We start from the raw sequence: 20,180 nt of genomic DNA, 5'->3' as shown, positions 1-20,180 counted from the left end.
GACGGAGGTGACCACGAACCGGGAAGCCGGGCACGAGGTCCGTCGAGTCCTTTTCGGACCGGACACCGACCAGGCACTCGCCGCGGGAGCCGCGGGCGAATTGGCGCCGGAACTCAACCGGCTCGCGGACGAAATGGTGTTCGGCCAGGTCTGGCGCGACGAGAGACTGGAACTCAAGTACCGCAGCCTCGTGACGATCGCCGCGCTCGTCGTACTCGGCCGCGAGGGGCAGCTGCGGGCACACGTCCTGGGTGGCGTCCGCGCCGGCCTGTCCCACCAGGAGATCGTGGCCGCGGTCGTGCACCTGGCCTTCTACGCCGGATTGCCCGCCGCCTACGCCTCACTGGAGGTCGTCCGCGGCGCCTTCCGCGAGCTGGCCGGCGACCAGTGACCGAAAGGAGGTGAGCTGTGGTGAGCGGATTGTTACTGCTCCACGCCGGCCACGCCGTGGACGAGGTAGTGCTGGGATTCGCGCGCGAGTTCCCCCGGCAATGCCGCGCCTGGCGTGGCGCGGACGGGATGTTGATCACCTGGGCGTCCAACGGCACCGGACCGGGCACGGCCCGTCCGGCACTGGCCGCGCACATGGCGGCGGCCGGCGCACCGTCCCCGGATTGGTACGAGGCTCGGCCGCACACCTTCGCGGGTGACCCCACCTCGCCGGACCGCTCCCCTGGCCTGTTCCTGGTGACCTCCACGGTCCCCCAGGAGGAGTGGGCGGAGTTCGATGCCTGGTTCGACACCGAACACGTTCCGTTGCTGCTGCGGATACCAGGCTGGCACGCCGTCCGCCGGTACCGGATGCACGCCTCCACCCGCCGGGTGACGCATCTGGCGCTGCACTACCTGGACGGCCGCGAGGTGCTGGCGAGCCCAGCCAGGGCGAACGCCGGCCGGACGGAGTGGACCAGACGGCTCGCCACGCGACCGTGGTTCCGCGACAACGTCCGGTCCTTCTACCAGGCTCTTGATCTCACAGATCGGCGCAGCCACGACACGCCCTGAGCTCGGGTGGCCCCGGTCGGGGCGGTTGCCGACCGGGGCCACCGGCCCACCGACCCGATCCCGGAGAAAACGCCTCCGCCAGCCCCACCCCCGTTGAGGAGTAGACGTGAGCAGTTCCGATACCGCGTTCGTGGTCGAACGCCGCTCGATCGACATCGTCCCCGACAGTGAGCGCCACGGCAGGCCGTTCAACCAGTTCACCCTGTGGCTGGGCGCGAACCTGCAGATCACCGGGATCGTCACCGGCGCGCTCGCCGTCATCTTCGGCGCCGACGCGTTCTGGTCCATCATCGGCCTGCTCGTGGGCAACCTGCTCGGCGGCATCGTGATGGCCCTGCACTCTGTGCAGGGGCCCCGCCTCGGGCTGCCTCAGATGATCTCCAGCCGGGCCCAGTTCGGGGTGTACGGCGCAGTCGTCCCGCTGTGCTGCGTGGTACTGATGTACTGCGGGTTCGTCGCCAGCAGCTCGGTGCTGGCCGGGCAGGCGGTCGCCGCACTCACCCATATCGACGTGACCGCGGGCATCATCATCTTCTCGGCGATCACCGGGGTGATCGCCGTGGTCGGCTACCGGATGATCCATGCGCTCGGCCGGATCGCGAGCGCGATCAGCGTGCTCGCCTTCCTCTACCTGGCGTTCCGCCTGCTCCAGGAAAGCGACCTCGGGACGATCATCGGTGAACGGCACACCAGCGTGCCCGAATTCCTGCTCGCCATGTCACTGTCCGCCGGCTACCAGCTGGCTTACGGACCCTACGTCGCGGACTACTCCCGCTACCTTCCCCGCTCGGTCTCGCGGAAGGCGACGTTCTGGTCCACCTACGCCGGCTCGGTGCTCGGCTGCCAGTGGTCGATGGCCTTCGGGGCGCTGGCGGCCGCGGCCGGCGGCAGCGCGTTCACCGCCAACCAGGTCAGCTACGTGGTCGGACTGGGTGCGGCCGGGCTGGTGGCGGCGGTGCTCTACTTCGTCATCGCGCTGGGCAAGCTCACCATCAACGTGCTCAACACCTACGGCGGATTCATGTCACTGGTCACCATGATCAGCGGCTTCCGCGGGCAGTATCGGATCAGCCGCCGGGCCAGGACCGTCTACATCGTCGCGATCATCGTCGTGGGCACGACGATGGCGGTGCTCGGACGCACCAACTTCCTCCCCAACTTCTCCACCTTCCTTTTCTTCCTGCTCACCTTCTTCACCCCGTGGAGTGCGGTCAACTTGGTCGACTACTACTGCATCGCCAAGGAGCGTTACGACACGCCCGCACTGACCGACCCCGACGGCCGCTACGGCCGGTGGCGGTGGCGCGCCCTGCTGTCCTACGGGCTCGGTGTGCTCGCGCAGCTGCCGTTCCTGGCCACCAGCCTCTACACCGGCCCCCTGGTCGGCCGCCTCGGCGGCGCGGACATCTCGTGGATCGTCGGCCTGGCCTTCACCGGGCTGCTCTACTACTTCCTCGCCCGCTCGGACCGGAACACCGTGCCCGAGGCGCTCATCCTGCCGGACGAGGTGTTCGACACCGGCGCCCCAGGCGATGCGATTCCCCGAACGGCGGTAAACCCCGCGGCGGGCGTGGCCGCCACCGCCGGAGAGAAAGAGCTGCGATGAGCATCGAACAGCGGCCGGACGGCCTGCCCGAGCTGGTCGTACTGTCGAAGCGGCTGCTCACCATGGCCACGGACCGGACACCCCGGGACGGCTTCACCGTGTCCCGCGGACGCATCTCCTCCTATATCACCAGGGAAGACGTCCCCACGCTGATCGCCGCTGGTGTCCGGGTCTTCGACGCCGGGGACCGGCCGGTACTGCCCGGTTTCGTCGATGTGCACGCGCATGCCGAAGTGGCGGCCAGGGCGGGTTTCGGCACGGTGGACTGTCGTGCCCCGGAGTGCCGGACAGTCGAGGACGTGCTCGCCGCGCTGTCCGCCGGAATCGACGAGCGGCGGACCGAGTGGCTGGTGGGTCAGGCGAACCTGTTCTTCGACCGCAAGCTTCGCGAAGGCCGGTTACCCAGCCGAGAGGAGCTGGACCGGGTGAGCCGTACAGTGCCGATCGCGTTACGGGCCGGAGGACACATCACTGTGCTCAACGGCGCAGCACTGGAGGCTGCCGGGATCGACCGCGACTTCCGGCCTCCTCAACACAGCATCACCGGGAAACCGGCGGTGCAGCTGGATGGCCACGGTGATCCCAGCGGCGTAGTGACCGAAATGGACAATCTGCTGCCGTTCGGCCGGATGGACCGGGGCCAGCTGCGGGACGCGCTCGAGGAGGGCCTGTCGACCCTGTTCACCAGCAACGGTGTGACCACCATCGGCGAGATCTCGGAAACGGTGGCGGGCATCGGCGAGATGGACGCGCTCGCGCTCGATCGGCGGCTGCCGGTCCGGATGCGGCTGTATCTGTGGACACCGGGCACCATGAGCCTGGACGAGATCGCGGACTGGCCGCGGCACCTTCCGTTGAGCAGCGCTCCGGACGACTTCACGGTGCGCGGCCTGAAGTTGTTCTCCGACGGCGGGTTCTCCGCGTCGAGCGCAGCCGTCAGCCATGATTATCTGCACCGCCCCGGTTTCTGCGGCGACATCGCGCTCACTCCGGACTACTTCGCCGAGGTGCTGTCGGCGACCCGGGAGCGGGGCTTGCAGGTCGCGGTGCACGCCAACGGCGATCGCGCGCAACGGTGGGTGTGCGAGCAGCTCATCGCCGCCGGCGGATCAGTCGGGGGCCGGAACCGAACCCGGGTCGAGCACGCGGGAAACCTGGTGCCGGACGACGAGCTGATCGAGCTCTGGCGGCTGGCCGGGGTGCACCCGGTGCCGCAACCGGTGTTCCTCTACACCTTCGGTGACTACTTTGTCGACTATCTCGGCGAGTTCGGCCGCACCGGCCGCTTCCCGTTCGCTTCCCTGACCGCAGGCGGATGGCGCCTGTCCGCGAGCTCTGATGTCTGGATCGGCTCGGAGCGAGAGGCGACCAATCCCCTGTTCAGCGTGTGGTGCGCGGTGCGGCGTCAATCCTTCGACGGTAATCTGATCGACCCGGACCAGGCGCTCAGCGTGGAGCAGGCGTTGCGGATGTGCACGATCGACGCCGCGTACACCATGGGCGAGGACGGGGAAAAGGGCTCACTGGAACCGGGCAAGCTCGCCGATTTCATCGTGCTGAACCGGGACCCACACCAGGTTCCTGTGGATGACATCCCCCGCATCAAGGTGGACTCGGTGTTCCTCGGCGGGCGTCGGATTCATTCCAGGTAAGGCTCCGAAAACGCTTGTCCGGCAAGGACGATTTCCCCGGTCGCGTTGCCGGTGGACCTGGAGAAGGTGCCGGTGGGCGTCGTGCTCCGCGGGTGTGCCCGGCTGGGGACGCCGGGCTTGCAGGTCCCAGGCCGGTCTGGTGCCGACCCGAGTGGCAGCAGCGTGCGCCGGCGCGCACTGGCTCAGGCGACCGCGTCCGCCAGCTGCGGGTGCCCGGCCGGGCTGCCGAGGTCAAGCCAGCGGGACAGCCGGTCGGGCGCGAACAGCTCGTCGAGGACCATGAAGGCCGAACCCACGACGCCGGCGCGCGCACCTAGGGAGGAGCCGGTGATCCGCAGGTCACGCGTGGCCAGTGGCAACGACCGTCGGTAGATCGCCTCCCGGATGGTCGCCATCAGCTGGTCGCCCGCGCCCGCGACGCCGCCGCCGATCAGCAGCAGCGACGGGTTGAAGAAGCTGATCAGCATCGCCAGCTGCTCGCCGATCAGCCGGCCGGCGCGGACCAGCAGCTCCACCGCCACGCGGTCACCCTTCTGCGCCGCCCAGGCCACGTCCGCCGCGTCGACCTGACCCCGCTGCGCCAGCCGTTCCGCCAACACCGGGCTGCTGCCGTCGCGCGCGGCCGCCGCACCGTCGCGCGCCAGTGCCGCGCCGCCCGCGAGCGCCTCCAGGCAGCCGGTGTTCCCGCAACGGCACACGACGGAGCTGTCCGCGCGCGCCGCAGTGTGGCCGATGTCCCCGGCGCACCCCTGGCTCCCTCGGTGCAGCCGACCGCCTGAGATCAGGCCGGCTCCTATCCCGGTCCCGATCTTCACGTAGAGGTAGTCGCGCACCCCCTGCGCGGCCCCGTTGCGGTACTCCCCCAGCGTCATCGTGTTGACCTCGTTGTCCACCCAGGTCGGCGCGTCGTAGTGCGCCGACAGGTGGTCGCGCACCGGGTAACCGTCCCAGCCGGGCATGATCGGCGGTGCGCTGGGCCGGCCGGTGGCGAACTCGACCGGACCGGGCAGCCCGACGCCGATCCCCCACACCGGCGCGCCGTTCACCTCCGCGAGCAGGCCGTCGAGCATCGCCCGGACTCGGGCGAGCACGGGCTCCGGGCCCTGCGCTATGTCCGCGACCTCCTCGCGGTGGGCGAGCAGGCGGCCCGCCAGGTCTGTGACCCCGGCACTGATGCTCGTCGCTCCCAGCTCGGCGGCCAGCACGACCCCTGCCTCCGACCGGAAACGCAGCTCGCGGGGAGCCCGCCCTCCGCTGGACATCCCCAGTTCGCCGTCCTCGATCAGGCCGGCTCGCATGAGGTGGCCGACCCGCTGGGTGATCACGGTGCGGCCGAGGCCGGACCGGCGGCCCAGATCCGGCCTGGTCCGGGCGGTTCCCGAGCGGACGAGATCGAGAACGGCGACCAGGTCACCAAGCTGGTCCGCCGGAATGCTGATGTCGGTCACGACTCCCAGATTAGCCCGGATGCCCGTCTTTCTGCTCAAGCGGGGTTGACTTTTGTTTTCTATAAGCATTAATTTGCTCCCGGCAAACAGAATCGCTCTTCGTGACATGGACGTCCAGGAGGTGCACGTGCCACTCCACCGGCTCACCCGCCGACAGCTGCTGCGGACCGCGGGGCTGGCCGCGGGGGTCGCGGCGTTGTCCGGCTGCGCCGCGGGTCCCGGGCCGGTCGGTGCCCGGCCGGGCGAGCCCAGGCCCGACCGGCTGCGCATGCTGTACGCCACGGTGGAGGGCGATCTGGACGCCGTGCGCGGGCTGCTGCCGGCCTTCCGCGACCGCTTCGGGTTCGACCTGGAGATCGACGGCCAGCCCTACGACGCGCTGCAGCAGCGGACGTTCGCGGAGTTGGCCGTCCGCAGCCGCCACTACGACATCATGATCATGGACACGCCATGGACGCCCGCACTGACGAAGGTGATCGAGCCGCTCGGCGGCTACCTGCGCGAGCCGGCGCTCAACGACTTCGCCGAGGTCGACCTCGCCGACTTCATCCCGAAGATCTTCTACGACACCGCCGTCTACCGCGAGGACTCGCCCACGGCGCACTTCCCCGCCACCGACGCGCCGGCCGCGGTGGACGCGATCAGCGCTGCCGGGTTCGACGTCTACGGCCTGCCCATCCAGGCCAACGGTCTCACCATGGCCTACCGCAAGAGCCTGTTCGAGGATCCGGCCGAGCGGGACGCGTTCGCCGGCCGCACCGGCAAGTCCCTGGCCGTGCCGTCCACCTGGGACGAATTCCGCACCGTGGCCGCCTTCTTCACCCGCCCCGGCCAACGGTTGTACGGCACGACGTGGATGGCCGGGGTCGGCGACTGGGCGACGGACGACTTCAAGACGCTGCTGGCCTGCTTCGGTGGCGACGGGCACCTGATCGGCGACGATCTGAGCCTGCACTTCGCGGACGAGCCTGGCGCACGGGCCTTGGCCTTCTACCGTGACATGATCACCGACCACCCGGTCGTGCCGCCGGGCACCGCGTCGGCGTCCTGGGACGAGACCGCGTCGACCTTCGGCGCCGGGCTCGCCGCGATGTCGATGAACTACCACAGCATGAAGCTCGACTCGCCCCGGCTCGGCGAGCTCGGCTACGCCCCGGTGCCCCGCGGGCAGGCCGCGGGTCCGCACTTCGGCACGTACATGCTGAGCATCAATCGCAGTTCGGCGCACAAGGCGTGGGCCTACCGCGCCATCACCTGGCTCACGAGCTCCCCTGCCCAGCTGGAGATGGCGAAGGCGGGCCTGCACCCGACCCGGACGTCGGTGTACGACCGGCTGGTCGCCGACCCCACCAGCCCGGACGCCGAGTTCTACCGGGCGCTGCGGGACACCCTCGCCGTCGGTGTCGGGCGCGCTCGGCTGACCAACTACACCGAGGTGAGCCAGGCGATCGCGGTCGCGGTCAACACCGCCGCGGCCGGGCGGGCCGAGCCCCGCACCGCACTCGACCAGGCCGCGCGGTCGGTCCGCCGCCTGCTGACCGCCGCCGGATACGAGGTGCCCTGATGACGGCCCACACCCTTCCCGCCAAGACAGTGCCCGCTGTGGATGACAGCAGGCCGGCCCGGCGGCGGGGCAACCGCAGCGGCTGGCTCTTCGCCTCCCCGGCGCTGCTCGTGCTCGTCGCGCTGACGGTGGTGCCCACGCTCTACCTGCTCGTGTCCAGCTTCCGTCGCGTCGAGCTGTTCGGCGGGCAGAGCGAGTTCGTCGGGTTGAGCAACTTCGCCGCCGTGCTGACCGATCCGGAGATCCTCTCGTCCCTCCTGGCGACGCTCGTGTTCGTCGTCGTGGCCGTGTCGCTGGAGATGGTGCTCGGACTGGGGCTCGCGATCCCGCTCAGCGCGAAGGTCCGCGGCTCAGGGCCGGCCGCCGCGCTCATGCTGCTGCCCTTCGCGGTCGCCCCCGCCGTGTCGGCACTGCTCTTCCGGCAGCTGGTCAACCCGAACTACGGCTGGGTGGACCACTACCTGGGCGCGCTCGGCGTCATCCCCGCCGATCTGGACTGGCTCGGCCGGCCGGCGACGGCCTGGCTCACGGTGCTCGGGCTCGACGTCTGGCAGTGGACCCCGTTCGTGGCGCTGATCCTCATGGCGGGTCTGCAGTCGCTGTCGCCGGAGCCGCTGGAGGCGGCGGCGATCGACGGCGCCTCCCGCTGGCAGGCGTTCCGGCACGTCACGCTGCCGATGCTCACCCCGTTCCTGGGGATCGCGCTCGTACTGCGGACGATCCAGGCGGTCAAGACGTTCGACTCGTTCCAGGTGCTCACCCGTGGCGGCCCCGGCGACTCGACGGAGATCGTGAACCTGGCCATCTACCGGGTCGCGCTGCAGAGCTTCCGGATCGGCGCGGCCGCCGCCGTCGGGCTCCTGCTGCTGGTGCTCCTGCTCGCGCTGACACCCGTACTGCTGCGGCTGGTCGGCCGGCGCGGCGACAACGAGGAGGCGTAGGCCGTGGCCAACCGGAAGATCAGTGCCTGGCTCGGGCAGTTCGTGCTGTGGGCCTGGTTGCTCGTGTCCCTGATCCCCGTCGTGTTCATGGTCGTCACCTCGCTCAAACCGCCGGGCGTCGCCACCAGCGTGCCACCGAGCTGGTCGTTCCGGCCCACCCTGGACAACTACGCGAAGGTGCTCACCGGTGGCGGGACGGGCCAGGCCTTCGCGCCGCTGGTGCTCAACAGCGTGATCGTCACGGTCGGCGCCACGATCCTCACCATGCTGCTGGCGGTCCCTGCGGCGTACGCGCTTTCGCTACGGGAGTTCCGGCCCCGGCGGTTCCTGTCGTCGTGGATCCTGTCGACGTACATGTTCCCGCCGATGGTCTCCGTGGTGCCGCTGTTCATCCTCGCCGGCAACCTCGGGCTGTTCGACACCTACCCGATCCTGATCGTGCCGTACGCCGCGATCAACCTGCCGATCGCGGTGTGGATCCTGCGCAGCAGCATCCTGCAGATCCCGTACGCGCTCCAGGAAGCCGCGATGCTCGACGGGCTGTCGCGCTGGGGCATCCTGCGGCGGGTGCTCTGGCCACTGCTCGTGCCGTCGGTGGCCACCGCGGCGATCCTCACCGCGATCCTGTCCTGGAACGAGTTCCTGCTCGCGTTGTCGCTCACCCGCCAGGACGCCAAGACCGCGCCGGTCGGGATCATGGAGTTCACCGGCATGTTCGGAACCGACTGGGGGCTGCTCACCGCCGCCTCGACGGTCATCGTCGCACCGATCGTCGTCCTGACCCTCATCCTGCGCCGCCGGATCGTCTCCGGGCTCACCTTCGGCGCCGTCAAGTAAAAGGAGCACCGCCATGAAAGCCGTTCTGCTGCCGGGCGACCGCGAGGTCCGGGTCGTCGAGCGGGAGACGCCGAAACCGGGACCGGGGGAGGTGCTCGTGTGCACCCGTGCCTCGGCGATCTGCCGCAGTGACATGAGCCTGTACACCGGCGACCCGATCGTCGGTGGCGAGGCCGCCGGCGGCGGGCTCGTCGTGCCGGGGCACGAGCCGGCCGGGGACGTGGTCGAGGTCGGCCCGGGCGTGACGGGCCTCGCGCCGGGCGACCGGGTCACCGCATACCTGGCGATCGGCTGCATGCGGTGCGAATACTGCCGCGGTGGCCGGCTCATGCTCTGTCCGCGCTGGAAGTGCCTCGGGTTCGACGTGGACGGCGGTGACGCCGAGTACTTCGTGGTGCCGGCCGTGAACTGCCTGCCGCTGCCGGACGAGCTCTCCTACACCGCCGGAGCGCTGCTCACGGACATGGTGGGCACGCAGTACGCCACCCAGAAGTCCCTCGCCGTGTGCGGCGCGACGACGCTCGCGGTGTTCGGGATGGGCCCGATGGGCGGCGCCGCGGTGCTGGTCGGCAAGGCGCTCGGCGCGACCGTGCTCGCCGTCGACCTGCTCGACGACCGGCTCGCGCTGGCGCGAAAGCTCGGCGCGGACGCGGTCGTCAACTCCGGTTCCGACGATGCGGTGGCCCGGTTGCGGGAGCTGACCGGCGGCCAGGGGCCCGACGTCGTAGTCGAGTGCTCCGGCGCACCGCCCGCGCAGAACGCAGCCCTGGACAGCGTGCGCAAGCTCGGCAGTGTCGCTTTCGTGGGCGAGTCACGGCAGACCACGATCAACCCGAGCGACCAGCTCATCCGCAAGCTGCTGCGGGTGGTGGGCGGCTGGTACTTCCCCATCGGCCTGTTCGCGGAGCTCAGCCGCTTCACCGTGCGCCACGCGCTGCCGGTCGAGGAGCTGGTGAGCCACCGGTTCGCGCTGGACGACGCGCCCGAGGCGTTCCGCGCGTTCGACCGGCGCCTGACCGACAAAGCAGTGTTCACCTGGGACTGAGAGGCAACGACATGCGTTACACCGCGGAAATCCTGCCGTACCACGACTTCCCGCTGGACGTCGCGCTACGCGAGCTGGCCCGGCTGGGGTTCGACGAGGTCAACCTGTGGTCCTCGGCCGCTCCCCTCGCCCACCACGTGAACCCCGGCGACGACGTCGGCGCGATCCGGAAGACGCTGGAAACCCACGGCATCAGGCCGTGCGGGCTCACCACCTACGGCAAGGACCAGCAGGAGATCGCCGAGCGCATCGAGCTCGCGGCGGAGCTGGGGATCGACACGGTCGTGTTCGACTGCGAAGCGAACTTTCCCGACTTCGTCGGCTCGTTCCTGCCGCCGCTGGTGGAGGCCGCCGCCGCCAAGGGAATCCGCATCGCGGTGGAGAACCACCTGACCGTCCCGTTCAACGCGGACTTCGAGTCCGGCGCGGGCGAGGAACAGCGCTGGGACGAAGGGGTCGACAGCTTCGCACAGATCAAGCGACTGGTGACCGAGCTCGACCATCCGAACCTGGGAGTGTGCGTCGCGCCGTCGCATCTGTGGGTCATGCAAGAGACGATCAGCGAGGTGCTCACCTTCCTCGCCGAGCGCAAGAAGCTGCTCTACTACTACATCTGGGACATCGACCGTGACTACCGCCGCGGGGTCGACGGGCTGAACTTCGGGCCGGGCGAGCGGCAGCTGCCGCGCCCGGACGGGACCCTTGACCACAGCGTCGCGCTCGCCACCCTGCGGCGGCTGGGCTACCGCGGGCCGGCGAGCCTGAAGTGCCACGGCACCGGCGGCTGGTCCCTGGAGAAGGTGACCTCGCAGCTGGCTGCGTCCGACCGGTACGTCCGGGACTGCCTGCGGCGGGCCGGGGTCGACGGATAGCCGCCGCGCTGGTCATACGGGTCCGCGGCAACCTCACCGTCGCCACGCACCGCGAGGCGACCGGTAGCGCAGATGTCCTGCCGCAGACCCCGGCGGAAAGGACCCCGCGCAAGGACTCCCGGCATCTGCTCCTTCCACCTTGACTTTTGTACGTGGCACGCAATACCTTGCACATAATCACCGAAAGCGGTTTTCCGGCGGAGGGGCGCGATGCGGCTCGGCTACCACACGATCACCTGGGGCGGCGTGACGGGCGACCCGACGGGGGTCACGAGCGTCAAGGACCTCGTCTACCGCGTCCCGGGCTCCATGGCCCGCGCGCTGCGGGACATCGCCGCCGCCGGCTACGACGGCGTGGAACTGTTCGACGGCAACCTCGCCGACTTCGCCGCCGAACCGCAGCGCTTGCGGGACCTGCTCGCCGAGACCGGCCTCACGCTCGTGAGCGTCTACACGGGAGCGAACTTCGTCTACTCGGAGCTCCTGCCCGACGAGCTGCACCGGGTACGCCGGACGGCGGAGCTCGCCGCGACGTTCGGCGCCGAGCACCTCGTCGTGGGCGGTGGTGCGCGCCGGGCCGCGGGCACCCCCGACAGCGACTACGACCGCCTCGGCGAAGCACTCGACACCGTCGCCGGCCTCGCCGAGGACCACGGGCTGACAGCCTGCTATCACCCGCACCTCACCACGATCGTCGAAAGCCCGGACGAGGTACACCGGCTGTTCGGCCGCTCCCGCATCGGCTTCTGCCCCGACACCGCGCACCTCGCCGCGGGTGGCGGAGATCCGGCCGAGCTCATCCGCGCGCACCGTGACCGCGTCCGGCACGTGCACCTCAAGGACGTGCGCGACGGCCGGTTCCTGCCGCTCGGGCAGGGCGACGTCGACTTCGGCGACGTGTTGGCCGCGCTGCGCGAGATCGGCTACGACGGGTGGCTGCTCGTGGAACTCGACCACTACGACGGCGACCCGGCGGAGGCCGCCCAGCTCAGCATGTCCTATCTGGACGAACGACTCGGGGCGGCGACCGTCGGCCCCGGGACACCGGCCCGCGAGGGCCCCGACGACAGCCGGCCTGACGGGCCGGCGGGGAAGAAGTGATGGCGGATCAGTTGCGAGCCGGAATCATCGGCGCGGGGTTCATCGGTGCGGTGCACGCTCAGGCCGTCCGCGTGGCCGGGGGAACCGTGACCAGGGTCGCGGCGTCCACTCCGGACAGATCCGCGGCGGCCGCGACGCGGCTCGGTGCCACGGCACCGGCCACCGGCGCCGAAGAGCTCATCGATTCCGACGACGTCGACGTCGTGCACATCTGCACCCCCAACTCGCTGCACGTGCCGCTGGCCCGCCACGCACTCGCCGCGGGCAAGGCGGTCGTGTGCGAGAAACCACTGGCGACCTCCCTCGCGGACGCCGTGGCACTCGCCGCCGAAGCCGGCGACCGGATCGCGACAGTGCCGTTCGTCTACCGGTTCTACCCCGCGGTCCGGGAGGCCCGGGCCCGGGTCGCGGCCGGGGAGGCGGGCGAGCTGAGCCTGCTGCACGGCGCCTACCTGCAGGACTGGCAGGCCGGCGGCGCGAGCGCGGGCTGGCGCGGGGATCCGGCCGAGGGCGGGCCCCATCGCGCGTTCGCCGACATCGGGGTGCACTGGTGCGACCTCGTGGAGTTCGTCACCGGCCACCGGATGGCCCGCCTGTGCGCACGGACCACCGGCGGGGGCACCGCCACGACGGTGCAGTTCGAGACGACGGCGGGCGCGGCCGGCGCGGTCGTGGTGAGCCAGACCGCGATCGGACGGCGTAACTCCCTGCGCTTCTCACTCGACGGCACCCGCGCGTCGTACGGCTTCGACCAGGAGCACCCCGAGCAGCTGCACATCGGTGGATTGGGCGCGAACACCGTGCTCGACCGTGGCTCCGCCACGATGTCGCCGGCCGCCGCCCGGTACTCCACCCTGCCGCCGGGCCACCCGCAGGGCTACCAGGACTGCTTCAACGCCTTCGTCTCCGACACCTACCGGGCCCTCTCCGGTGACGTCCCGGACGGCCTGCCCACCTTCGCCGACGGCGTCCGGGCGGCCGCGCTCACCCACGCGGTCGTCGCGTCCAGCACATCCTCGGCCTGGGTGGAGGTTCCCACGTCATGAAGCTCGGCTTCCTCACCGCCTGCCTGCCCGCGCGGCCGCTGGCCGAGATCGCGGAATGGGCCGCGGCACACGGTTACGAGGCCCTCGAGGTGGCCGCGTGGCCCGACCTCGGCGACCGCCCGTTCACCGCCACCCATCTCGATGTCGCGAACCTGAGCGAGCGTGCGGCCGACGAGACCCGCACGCTGTTCGACCGGTACGGGCTCACGTTGTCGTCGCTGGCTTTCTACGACAACAACCTGCATCCGGACCCGGACGAGCGGAAAGCGATCAACGAGCACGTGCTGGCCTGCGTCGAGGCCGCTGCCAGGCTGGGCTGCCCCACGGTCGGCACGTTCGTCGGCCGCCATCCGGGCAGGACGGTGGCCGAGAACCTCGAGGATGCCGAGCAGGTGTTCGCCCCGCTGGTGGACCGCGCGGGTGAGCTGGGCGTCAAGCTCATCGTCGAGAACTGCGTGATGGAGGGCTGGCACCCCGACGGGTATCCGGGCAACCTGGCCTACTCGCCGGAGCTGTGGGAGTGGATGTTCTCCCTCGGCCTCTACCTCAACTACGACCCGAGCCACCTGATGTGGATGGGCATCGACCCGGTGACCGCGTTGCGGCCCTACGTCGAGAAGATCCCGCACGCGCAGGCCAAGGACATCCAGCTGTTCCCCGAGCGCCGGCACCGCTACGGCTGGCCCGGCAAGGCCATTGGCCGCACCGACCCGTTCGACGTCGGCTGGTGGCGCTACCGGGTGCCCGGCCTCGGTGAGGTCGACTGGCGGGCCGTGGTCGACACCCTCTACGAAGGCGGCTTCGACGGCGTGCTGTCCGTCGAGCACGAAGACCCCGTCTGGGGCGGCACCGAGGACAAGGTCCGCACGGGCCTGGAGGTCGCCCACCGCACGCTCCGCCCCCTGCTCATAGCCTGAGGAGAAGCCCGTGACCGAGCACTACAACGTCGTAGTCGTCGGAGGTGGAACAGCCGGTTGCGTCATCGCGGCCCGGCTGAGCGAGGATCCGGACCGGACGGTCCTGCTGCTGGAGGCCGGTCCCGACTACCCCGTCGAGGAAGCGATCCCGGGCGCGGTCCGCGACGGCCGGTACGTGCCCATGCGCGGGCACGCCCCCGAAGTCGACCCGCGCCACGACTGGGCACTGACCGCCGAAGGACACGGCGACGTCCGGATCTCGGTGCCACAGGCCCGTCTCGTCGGGGGCGCCTCGGCGATCAACGGCATGATCTCGCTGCGCGGCGCTACCGCGGACTACCGCGAGTGGGCCGCGCTGGGCAACCCGCGCTGGGACTGGCCACACGTCCTCGCCGCGTACCGGGCGCTGGAGGACGACGCGGCACCCGGCGACGACATCCACGGCCGTGCCGGTCCGTTTCCGCTCGTGCGCGCCCACGAGGACGAGTACGGTCCGCTGCAGGCCGCGTTCGTCCAGACCTGCCGCAAGCTCGGCATCGACGACGTGTGCGACTTCAACGCGCCGGACGCCGAAGGGGTCGGGCCGGTGCCGATGAACCGGCGCGGCACCCTGCGGCTGTCCACCGCGCTGACCCACCTCGCGCCCGCCCGCACCCGGCCCAACCTGACTGTGCGCGGCGAGGTCCTGGTCCGGCGCATCACGTTCGACGGCACCCGGGTGACCGGCGTCGACCTCGCCGACGGGACCCGCGTCGGCGCGGGCGAGGTGATCCTGTGCGCGGGAGCGATCCAGAGCCCAGCGCTGCTCCAACGGTCCGGCATCGGGCCGCGGGACGTGCTGGCGCGGCTCGGCGTGCCCACGGTCGCCGAACTTCCGGCCGGGCACCATCTCGGCGACCACTTCTCCGTCCCGCTCGTCGCTCCCCCGCGGGAGGGCGCGTGGTCGCCGGAGGACTTCAGCCTGCAGACCGCCGTCCGCACCTCGACGACCGTCCAGCCCGGATCGCTCGACGCACAGCTGACCATGTTCGCCTATCTCAACGTCGCCACCACCGGGGAGGGCGCCCGCGGCCTGGCGGGCAAGGGCAGCGCGGACGTGACCCACGTCGCCGGAATCGGCTGTGTGCTCAACAAACCCCGCGCGACCGGCACGGTACACATCAGGTCCCTCGACCCGGCCGAGCTCCCCCGCGTGCGGCCGAACTACCTCGGCGAGCAGGTGGACCGTGACGCCATGCGCGAGATCGTCCGGCTCGGCTGGCAGGTGATCACCAGCGACCCGCTGGCCGGCCTGCTGCACGAGCCGACGGGGATCGACGACAGGACGATCGCCGACGACGCGGCGCTCGACACCGCGATCGAGGACATGGCGGCCTCCGGCTACCACTTCACCGGTACCTGCCGGATGGCCCCGCCCGAGCGCGACGGCGTGGTCGACGAGGCCGGCCTCGTGCACGGCTGCCAGGGCCTGCGGGTCGCGGACGCCTCCGTCATCCCGGTCGCGCCCGCCGGGAACACCATGCTGCCCACGGTCATGACGGCGGAGCGGCTCGCGGCCGCGGCCCGTGGCACCACCTTCGGGGAGGCGCGATGACCGCACCACTCGTGACGCTCACCGGGATCGCGAAGCGCTTCGGCGGCGTAACCGCCCTGTGCGGGCTGAGCATGGAGCTGTATCCGGGCGAGGTGCACGCGTTGCTCGGCGAGAACGGCGCCGGCAAGAGCACCCTCGTCAACATCCTCGCGGGCGTGCACCGCCCGGACGCGGGGACCATCGCGCTCGGCGGGAGCGAGGTGACCATTCCCCACCCCCGCGCCGCCCGGGCGCTGGGCATCTCCGTGGTGCACCAGCATCCCGTGCTGTTCCCGGACCTGACCGTGGCCGAGAACATCATCTTCACGCAGCCCGCGCCGCGGCGGCGCACCCGGCTGCTCGACTGGCCCGCGGTCGAGCGCAATGCCCGTACGGCGCTCGACCGCCTCGGCGCGCACCTCGACCCGCGCACCCCGGTGAACCAGCTGTCCAGTGCCGACCAGCAGCTGCTGGAGATCGCGAAGGCACTGCTCGGTGAGACCCGGCTGCTCATCCTCGACGAGCCCACCGCGGCGCTGTCCGCCCGGGAGGTCGACCGGCTGATGGACATCGTGCGGCGGCTGAAGGCCGACGGGGTGGCCGTGCTGTTCGTCGGCCACCGGCTCAACGAGGTGTTCGAGCTCGCCGACCGGGTAACGGTCTCGCGCGACGGCACCACCGTGATCAGCGGGCCCGCGAACGAGTTCACTCCGGAGAGCGCGGTTCGGCACATGGTCGGCCGGGCCGTGGAGAACGTGTTCCCCAAGGCCGAGGTCGAGCTGGGCGAGGTGAAGCTGGAAGTGCGCGGCCTGACCCGCCGCGACGCCTACCACGACGTCTCGTTGCAGGTCCGGCGCGGCGAGATCCTGGGGCTCGCGGGGCTGGTCGGCGCCGGGCGTACCGAGATCGCCCGCGGGCTGTTCGGGCTCGACCCGGCCGACTCGGGCGAGATCCTCGTCGACGGCAGGCCGGTGGCGATCCGTTCGCCGCGGGACGCGATGGCACGGCGCATCGCCTACGTCCCGGAGGACCGGCACACCGAAGGCGTGGCGCTGGACCACTCGATCCGGTTCAACCTGCCGCTCGCCGCCCTCGACGGGATGCGCCGCTTCGGGCTGCTGTCCGCGCGCCGCGAAGCCGAGCTGGCGGCCGGCGCCATCGACCGGTTGCGGATCCGCACCAGCGGGCCTGACCAGCAGGTGGCCGCGCTGTCCGGCGGCAACCAGCAGAAGGTCGTCCTCGGGAAGTGGCTCGCCACGGACCCGGAGATCCTGATCCTCGACGACCCGACGAAGGGCATCGACGTCGGTGCGAAGGCCGAAGTGCACCAGCTCGTCTCCGAACAAGCGGCCAAAGGGCTCGCGATCATCCTGATCAGCAACGAGCTCGAGGAGCTGCTCGCCGTGGCCGACCGGGTCGTCACCTTCTACCGCGGGCGGCAGGGCCCGGAGTTCGCCCGGCGCCCGTTCGACGCGGAGCAGGTGCTGGGTGCGATGACAGGGCAGGTGGCCCATGCACTCGCCTGAGGTACTCCCCCCGCCCGCGCCACCCGCCGCACGTCGCCGCCGGTCCCCGTTCGCGCAGCGCGAACTGAGCCTCGCCGGAGTCCTGCTCGGTCTGCTGGTCGTGTTCTCCGTACTCGTGCCGCGCTTCGCCGGCCTCGACACGCTGCGCCAGGTACTCGCGGACATGGCGATCGTCGTGATCGTCGCGGCCGGGCAGGCACTGGTGCTGTTCACCCGCAACATCGACGTGTCCGTCGGTTCCACCGTCGGTCTGACCGCCTATGCCGCGGCGGCCGTCATCGCCGCACACCCCGGGCTCCCCCTCGTCGTGCCGATCGCGGTCGCGCTGCTGCTCGGGCTCGTGCTCGGCGCGATCAACGGGGCGCTCGTCGCCACACTCAAGGTGCCGTCGATCATGGTCACGCTCGGCACGCTCTACGTCTTCCGCGGGGCCGACTCGGCCCTGGCGGGCAGCCAGCAGATCACCGCGCAGAACATGCCGCCGTCCTATACCGCGCTCGCGTCGTGGTCGGTCGCCGGCATCCCGGGCATGTTCGTCTACGCGGCGGTCATCGTGGTGGCCGCGCACCTGGTGGTCCGGCACACGCTGACCGGCCGGGCGCTGCTCGCGACCGGCAGCGGGCCGGACTCCGCCGAGCGGATGGGCATCAAGGCCGGGAAGCTCGTGTTCGGCGCGTACGCCGTGACGGGCCTGCTGTGCGGGATCGCGGGCGTGCTCTGGGGCGCCCGGTACGGCACCGTGGACTCCTCGGCCGCCAACGGCTACGAGCTCGTCGTCCTCGCCGCGGTCGTGATCGGCGGGGTCAGCATCACCGGCGGCGCCGGCTCGATCCCCGGCGTCGTCCTCGGCGCCGCGGTGCTCACCGTGATCGGCATCGGGCTGGCGCTGCTCGACGTGTCCCCGTTCTGGCTGCAGGCGATCCAGGGCCTGGTGATCATCGTCGCGATCACCCTCGACCTGGTCCTGCGCCGGCGCCTCGCCGCCCGAGGGAGGGCAGCATGACCGATTCCACCACCCCGTCCCGAAACCTCCGCCTGCCGGCCTGGCTCGGCCCGTGGGAGCTGATGCTCGCCGCGCTGGTCGTCCTGGCGTTCGTGCTGGCGTCCGTGACCAACCCGTACTTCGCCACGGCGGACAACTTCGCCATCACCGCGATCGGCGCGCTCGGCCTGTGCCTGATGGTGGTCCCGATGGCGTGGCTCATGGTCGCCGGGGAGATCGACTTGTCCGTCGCCTCGATCTTCGGGCTGTCGGCCGCGATCTTCGGCCTGACGCTGCGCGCCGGACTGCCCGCCTGGTTCGCGATCATCCTCGGCGTACTGGCCGGCGCGGTCGCGGGCCTGGTCAACGGGCTGCTCGTGGTCGACATCGGGTTGCCCTCGCTCATCGTCACCATCGGCACGCTCGGCCTCTACCGGGGCTGCGCGTACATCCTGCTGGGCAACGAGGGCATCAGCGACCTGCCGCACGCGCTCACCTCGTTCGCACAGGACACCGTGCCCGGCACCCTCGTGCCCTACGGGTTCCTCGTGTTCCTCGTGCTGGCCGTGGTGGCCGCCGTGCTGCTGCACCGCGGTGCGATCGGCCGCAAGGTGCTCGCGATCGGCAGCAGCGCGGAGGTCGCCCGCTTCTCCGGGCTGGCGGTCCGCCGGATCAAGCGCGGCCTGTTCCTGTTTTCCGGGACGGTCGCCGGGGTCGCGGGCATCGCCTACAGCGGCTACATCAGCACGGTGCGCGCGACCAACGGCACCGGCCTGGAGCTGGTGGTGATCGGCATCGTGCTGATCGGCGGGGTCAGCATGTACGGTGGGCGCGGCTCGTTCGCGGGGGTGCTGCTCGCGCTGGTCCTCGTCACGATCCTGACCAGCTGGATGACCCTCGACGACGCCGAGACCGCGGTGCAGTACATGGTCACCGGCCTGCTCATGGTCGGCGCGGTGGTCATCCCCGCCCTCGCCGCCCGCATCCGCGCGGCACGTGGCCGCAGGACAGGAGGCCGGTCATGACGGCCCGCCGCACCGCACTCGCCGCCGCGCTGGCGCTGGCACTGCTGGGCGCCTGCGCCCCGGCCGCGAGCACGGGCGCGTCCGCTCCGAAGTCCATCCGCGACTGCAACCTGACGATGATCCCGAAGTCGACCGACAACCCGTACTTCGCCGCCGTGCACACCGGGATGGCGGACGCGCAGCGCGAGCTGGGCGGGGACCTGTCCTTCGTCGGCCCGGCCGCCGGTGACGTGACCGGCCAGATCCAGCGCATCCAAAGCGGGCGCCAGCGCGGCTCATGCGTGATCGGGCTGTCCGCGGTGGACTCGACGGCCGTCGCGCCCGCGCTGAACGCGGCCCGCGACCACGGCGCGAAGATCATGGCATGGGACGGTGACGTCGCCACCGGCTCCCGCGGGATCTTCGTCAACATGGCCCGCACCGACGCGATCGGGCGAGCGCAGTTCGACATCCTCGCCAACGCCATGCACCGCACCGGTCAGTTCGGCATCGTCTCCTCACAGGCCACCGCCGAGGTCACCAACAAGTGGATCGCGGCGATGCACGCGGAGCTGGCCCGGCCGGAGAACAAGGGCATGACCCTGGTCAAAACGTCCTACGGCGACGACGACGCGAAGAAGAGCTACGACGCGGCCGTGGCGCTGATCCGGGCGTACCCGGACCTGCGGGGGATCATGGCGCCCACCCCGATCGCGCTCGAAGCGGGTGTCAAGGCCGCCACCGATCTGGGGGTGGCGGACCGGATCGTGGTGACCGGCCTGGGCAACCCCAGCGCCGACGCGCAGCTGCTCCGGAACGGGCAGGTGCCGGCGTACGTCCTGTGGAGTCCGCGTGAACTGGGCTACCTCGCCTACTACGCGGCGGCGGCCTACATCTCCGGCGAGATCACCGGCAGGCAAGGCGAGTCGTTCTCCGCCGGTCACCTCGGCCGCCGCACGGTCGGGGCCGACGGCGAGATCGTACTGGGCGATCCGATCACGTTCACCAAGGACAACGTCGACGACTACACCCGCGACTTCCAGACCACGGATTGAGGCGCA

Annotated in this window: 18 protein-coding genes; 17 read left to right on the top strand and 1 reads right to left on the bottom strand. The window is 70.9% G+C overall.

All coding sequences use genetic code 11. The annotated features are described in order from the left end of the window. Positions 1 to 7 precede the first annotated feature (7 nt). The 4 genes from LWP59_RS13515 (at position 8) to LWP59_RS13500 (ending at position 4,263) form a co-directional block, all read left to right on the top strand. Positions 8 to 391 carry a carboxymuconolactone decarboxylase family protein gene (locus LWP59_RS13515; protein ID WP_186383111.1) on the top strand — a complete coding sequence of 128 codons (384 nt, stop codon included), beginning with the start codon at positions 8 to 10 and terminating at the stop codon, positions 389 to 391. 20 nt (positions 392 to 411) lie between these two features. Beyond that, positions 412 to 1,005 carry a DUF4286 family protein gene (locus LWP59_RS13510; protein ID WP_144635398.1) on the top strand — a complete coding sequence of 198 codons (594 nt, stop codon included), beginning with the start codon at positions 412 to 414 and terminating at the stop codon, positions 1,003 to 1,005. A 106-nt stretch (positions 1,006 to 1,111) separates the two neighbouring features. Continuing rightward, positions 1,112 to 2,611: a purine-cytosine permease family protein gene (locus LWP59_RS13505; protein ID WP_144635401.1), complete on the top strand. Its 1,500-nt coding sequence runs from the start codon at positions 1,112 to 1,114 to the stop codon at positions 2,609 to 2,611. Beyond that, complete coding sequence (locus tag LWP59_RS13500; protein ID WP_144635404.1) at positions 2,608 to 4,263, top strand: amidohydrolase; 1,656 nt, start codon at positions 2,608 to 2,610, stop codon at positions 4,261 to 4,263. Before LWP59_RS13505 ends, LWP59_RS13500 begins: the two co-directional genes overlap by 4 nt. Before the next feature lie 182 nt (positions 4,264 to 4,445). Here LWP59_RS13500 and LWP59_RS13495 read toward each other — a convergent pair whose 3' ends face one another. Further along, on the bottom strand, positions 4,446 to 5,711 hold the full coding sequence (locus LWP59_RS13495; protein WP_229858042.1) for an ROK family protein: 1,266 nt from the start codon (positions 5,709 to 5,711) through the stop codon (positions 4,446 to 4,448). Positions 5,712 to 5,817: 106 nt separating this feature from the next. Here LWP59_RS13495 and LWP59_RS13490 point away from each other — a divergent pair, with 106 nt between their 5' ends. The 13 genes from LWP59_RS13490 to LWP59_RS13430 all read left to right on the top strand — a co-directional run bounded on the left by LWP59_RS13490 (position 5,818) and on the right by LWP59_RS13430 (position 20,174). Continuing rightward, complete coding sequence (locus LWP59_RS13490; RefSeq protein ID WP_144635410.1) at positions 5,818 to 7,275, top strand: extracellular solute-binding protein; 1,458 nt, start codon at positions 5,818 to 5,820, stop codon at positions 7,273 to 7,275. Further along, entirely contained in the window at positions 7,275 to 8,216 is a 942-nt protein-coding gene (locus LWP59_RS13485) for a carbohydrate ABC transporter permease (RefSeq protein ID WP_144635413.1), read from the top strand. Before LWP59_RS13490 ends, LWP59_RS13485 begins: the two co-directional genes overlap by 1 nt. Before the next feature lie 3 nt (positions 8,217 to 8,219). Then, a complete protein-coding gene (locus LWP59_RS13480; RefSeq protein WP_144635416.1) occupies positions 8,220 to 9,053 on the top strand; it encodes a carbohydrate ABC transporter permease in 834 nt (277 codons plus the stop codon). Positions 9,054 to 9,066: 13 nt separating this feature from the next. Beyond that, complete coding sequence (locus LWP59_RS13475; protein WP_144635419.1) at positions 9,067 to 10,098, top strand: zinc-binding dehydrogenase; 1,032 nt, start codon at positions 9,067 to 9,069, stop codon at positions 10,096 to 10,098. Positions 10,099 to 10,109: 11 nt separating this feature from the next. Continuing rightward, positions 10,110 to 10,970 (top strand): sugar phosphate isomerase/epimerase family protein, encoded by an 861-nt coding sequence (locus tag LWP59_RS13470; protein ID WP_144635422.1) that lies wholly within the window; start codon positions 10,110 to 10,112, stop codon positions 10,968 to 10,970. A 210-nt stretch (positions 10,971 to 11,180) separates the two neighbouring features. Next, positions 11,181 to 12,071, top strand: a complete 891-nt coding sequence (locus LWP59_RS13465) for a sugar phosphate isomerase/epimerase family protein (RefSeq protein ID WP_144635425.1) — start codon at positions 11,181 to 11,183, stop codon at positions 12,069 to 12,071. After that, positions 12,071 to 13,117 carry a Gfo/Idh/MocA family protein gene (locus LWP59_RS13460; RefSeq protein ID WP_144635428.1) on the top strand — a complete coding sequence of 349 codons (1,047 nt, stop codon included), beginning with the start codon at positions 12,071 to 12,073 and terminating at the stop codon, positions 13,115 to 13,117. The genes LWP59_RS13465 and LWP59_RS13460 overlap by 1 nt, the downstream gene beginning before the upstream one ends. Continuing rightward, positions 13,114 to 14,034, top strand: a complete 921-nt coding sequence (locus LWP59_RS13455) for a sugar phosphate isomerase/epimerase family protein (RefSeq protein ID WP_144635431.1) — start codon at positions 13,114 to 13,116, stop codon at positions 14,032 to 14,034. Before LWP59_RS13460 ends, LWP59_RS13455 begins: the two co-directional genes overlap by 4 nt. Positions 14,035 to 14,044: 10 nt before the next feature. Further along, a complete protein-coding gene (locus LWP59_RS13450; protein ID WP_144635434.1) occupies positions 14,045 to 15,628 on the top strand; it encodes a GMC family oxidoreductase in 1,584 nt (527 codons plus the stop codon). Continuing rightward, a complete protein-coding gene (locus LWP59_RS13445) occupies positions 15,625 to 17,133 on the top strand; it encodes a sugar ABC transporter ATP-binding protein (protein ID WP_144635437.1) in 1,509 nt (502 codons plus the stop codon). Before LWP59_RS13450 ends, LWP59_RS13445 begins: the two co-directional genes overlap by 4 nt. Further along, complete coding sequence (locus LWP59_RS13440; RefSeq protein WP_144635440.1) at positions 17,120 to 18,136, top strand: ABC transporter permease; 1,017 nt, start codon at positions 17,120 to 17,122, stop codon at positions 18,134 to 18,136. The genes LWP59_RS13445 and LWP59_RS13440 overlap by 14 nt, the downstream gene beginning before the upstream one ends. Further along, entirely contained in the window at positions 18,133 to 19,140 is a 1,008-nt protein-coding gene (locus tag LWP59_RS13435; protein ID WP_144635443.1) for an ABC transporter permease, read from the top strand. The genes LWP59_RS13440 and LWP59_RS13435 overlap by 4 nt, the downstream gene beginning before the upstream one ends. Next, positions 19,137 to 20,174, top strand: a complete 1,038-nt coding sequence (locus tag LWP59_RS13430; RefSeq protein WP_144635446.1) for a substrate-binding domain-containing protein — start codon at positions 19,137 to 19,139, stop codon at positions 20,172 to 20,174. The genes LWP59_RS13435 and LWP59_RS13430 overlap by 4 nt, the downstream gene beginning before the upstream one ends. Positions 20,175 to 20,180 lie beyond the last annotated feature (6 nt).

This window comes from Amycolatopsis acidiphila, assembly GCF_021391495.1.
GTDB classification, from domain to species: domain Bacteria; phylum Actinomycetota; class Actinomycetes; order Mycobacteriales; family Pseudonocardiaceae; genus Amycolatopsis_E; species Amycolatopsis_E acidiphila.
Note: the sequence above shows the minus strand (reverse complement) of the source record. Positions and strands in the feature narration are given on the sequence as shown.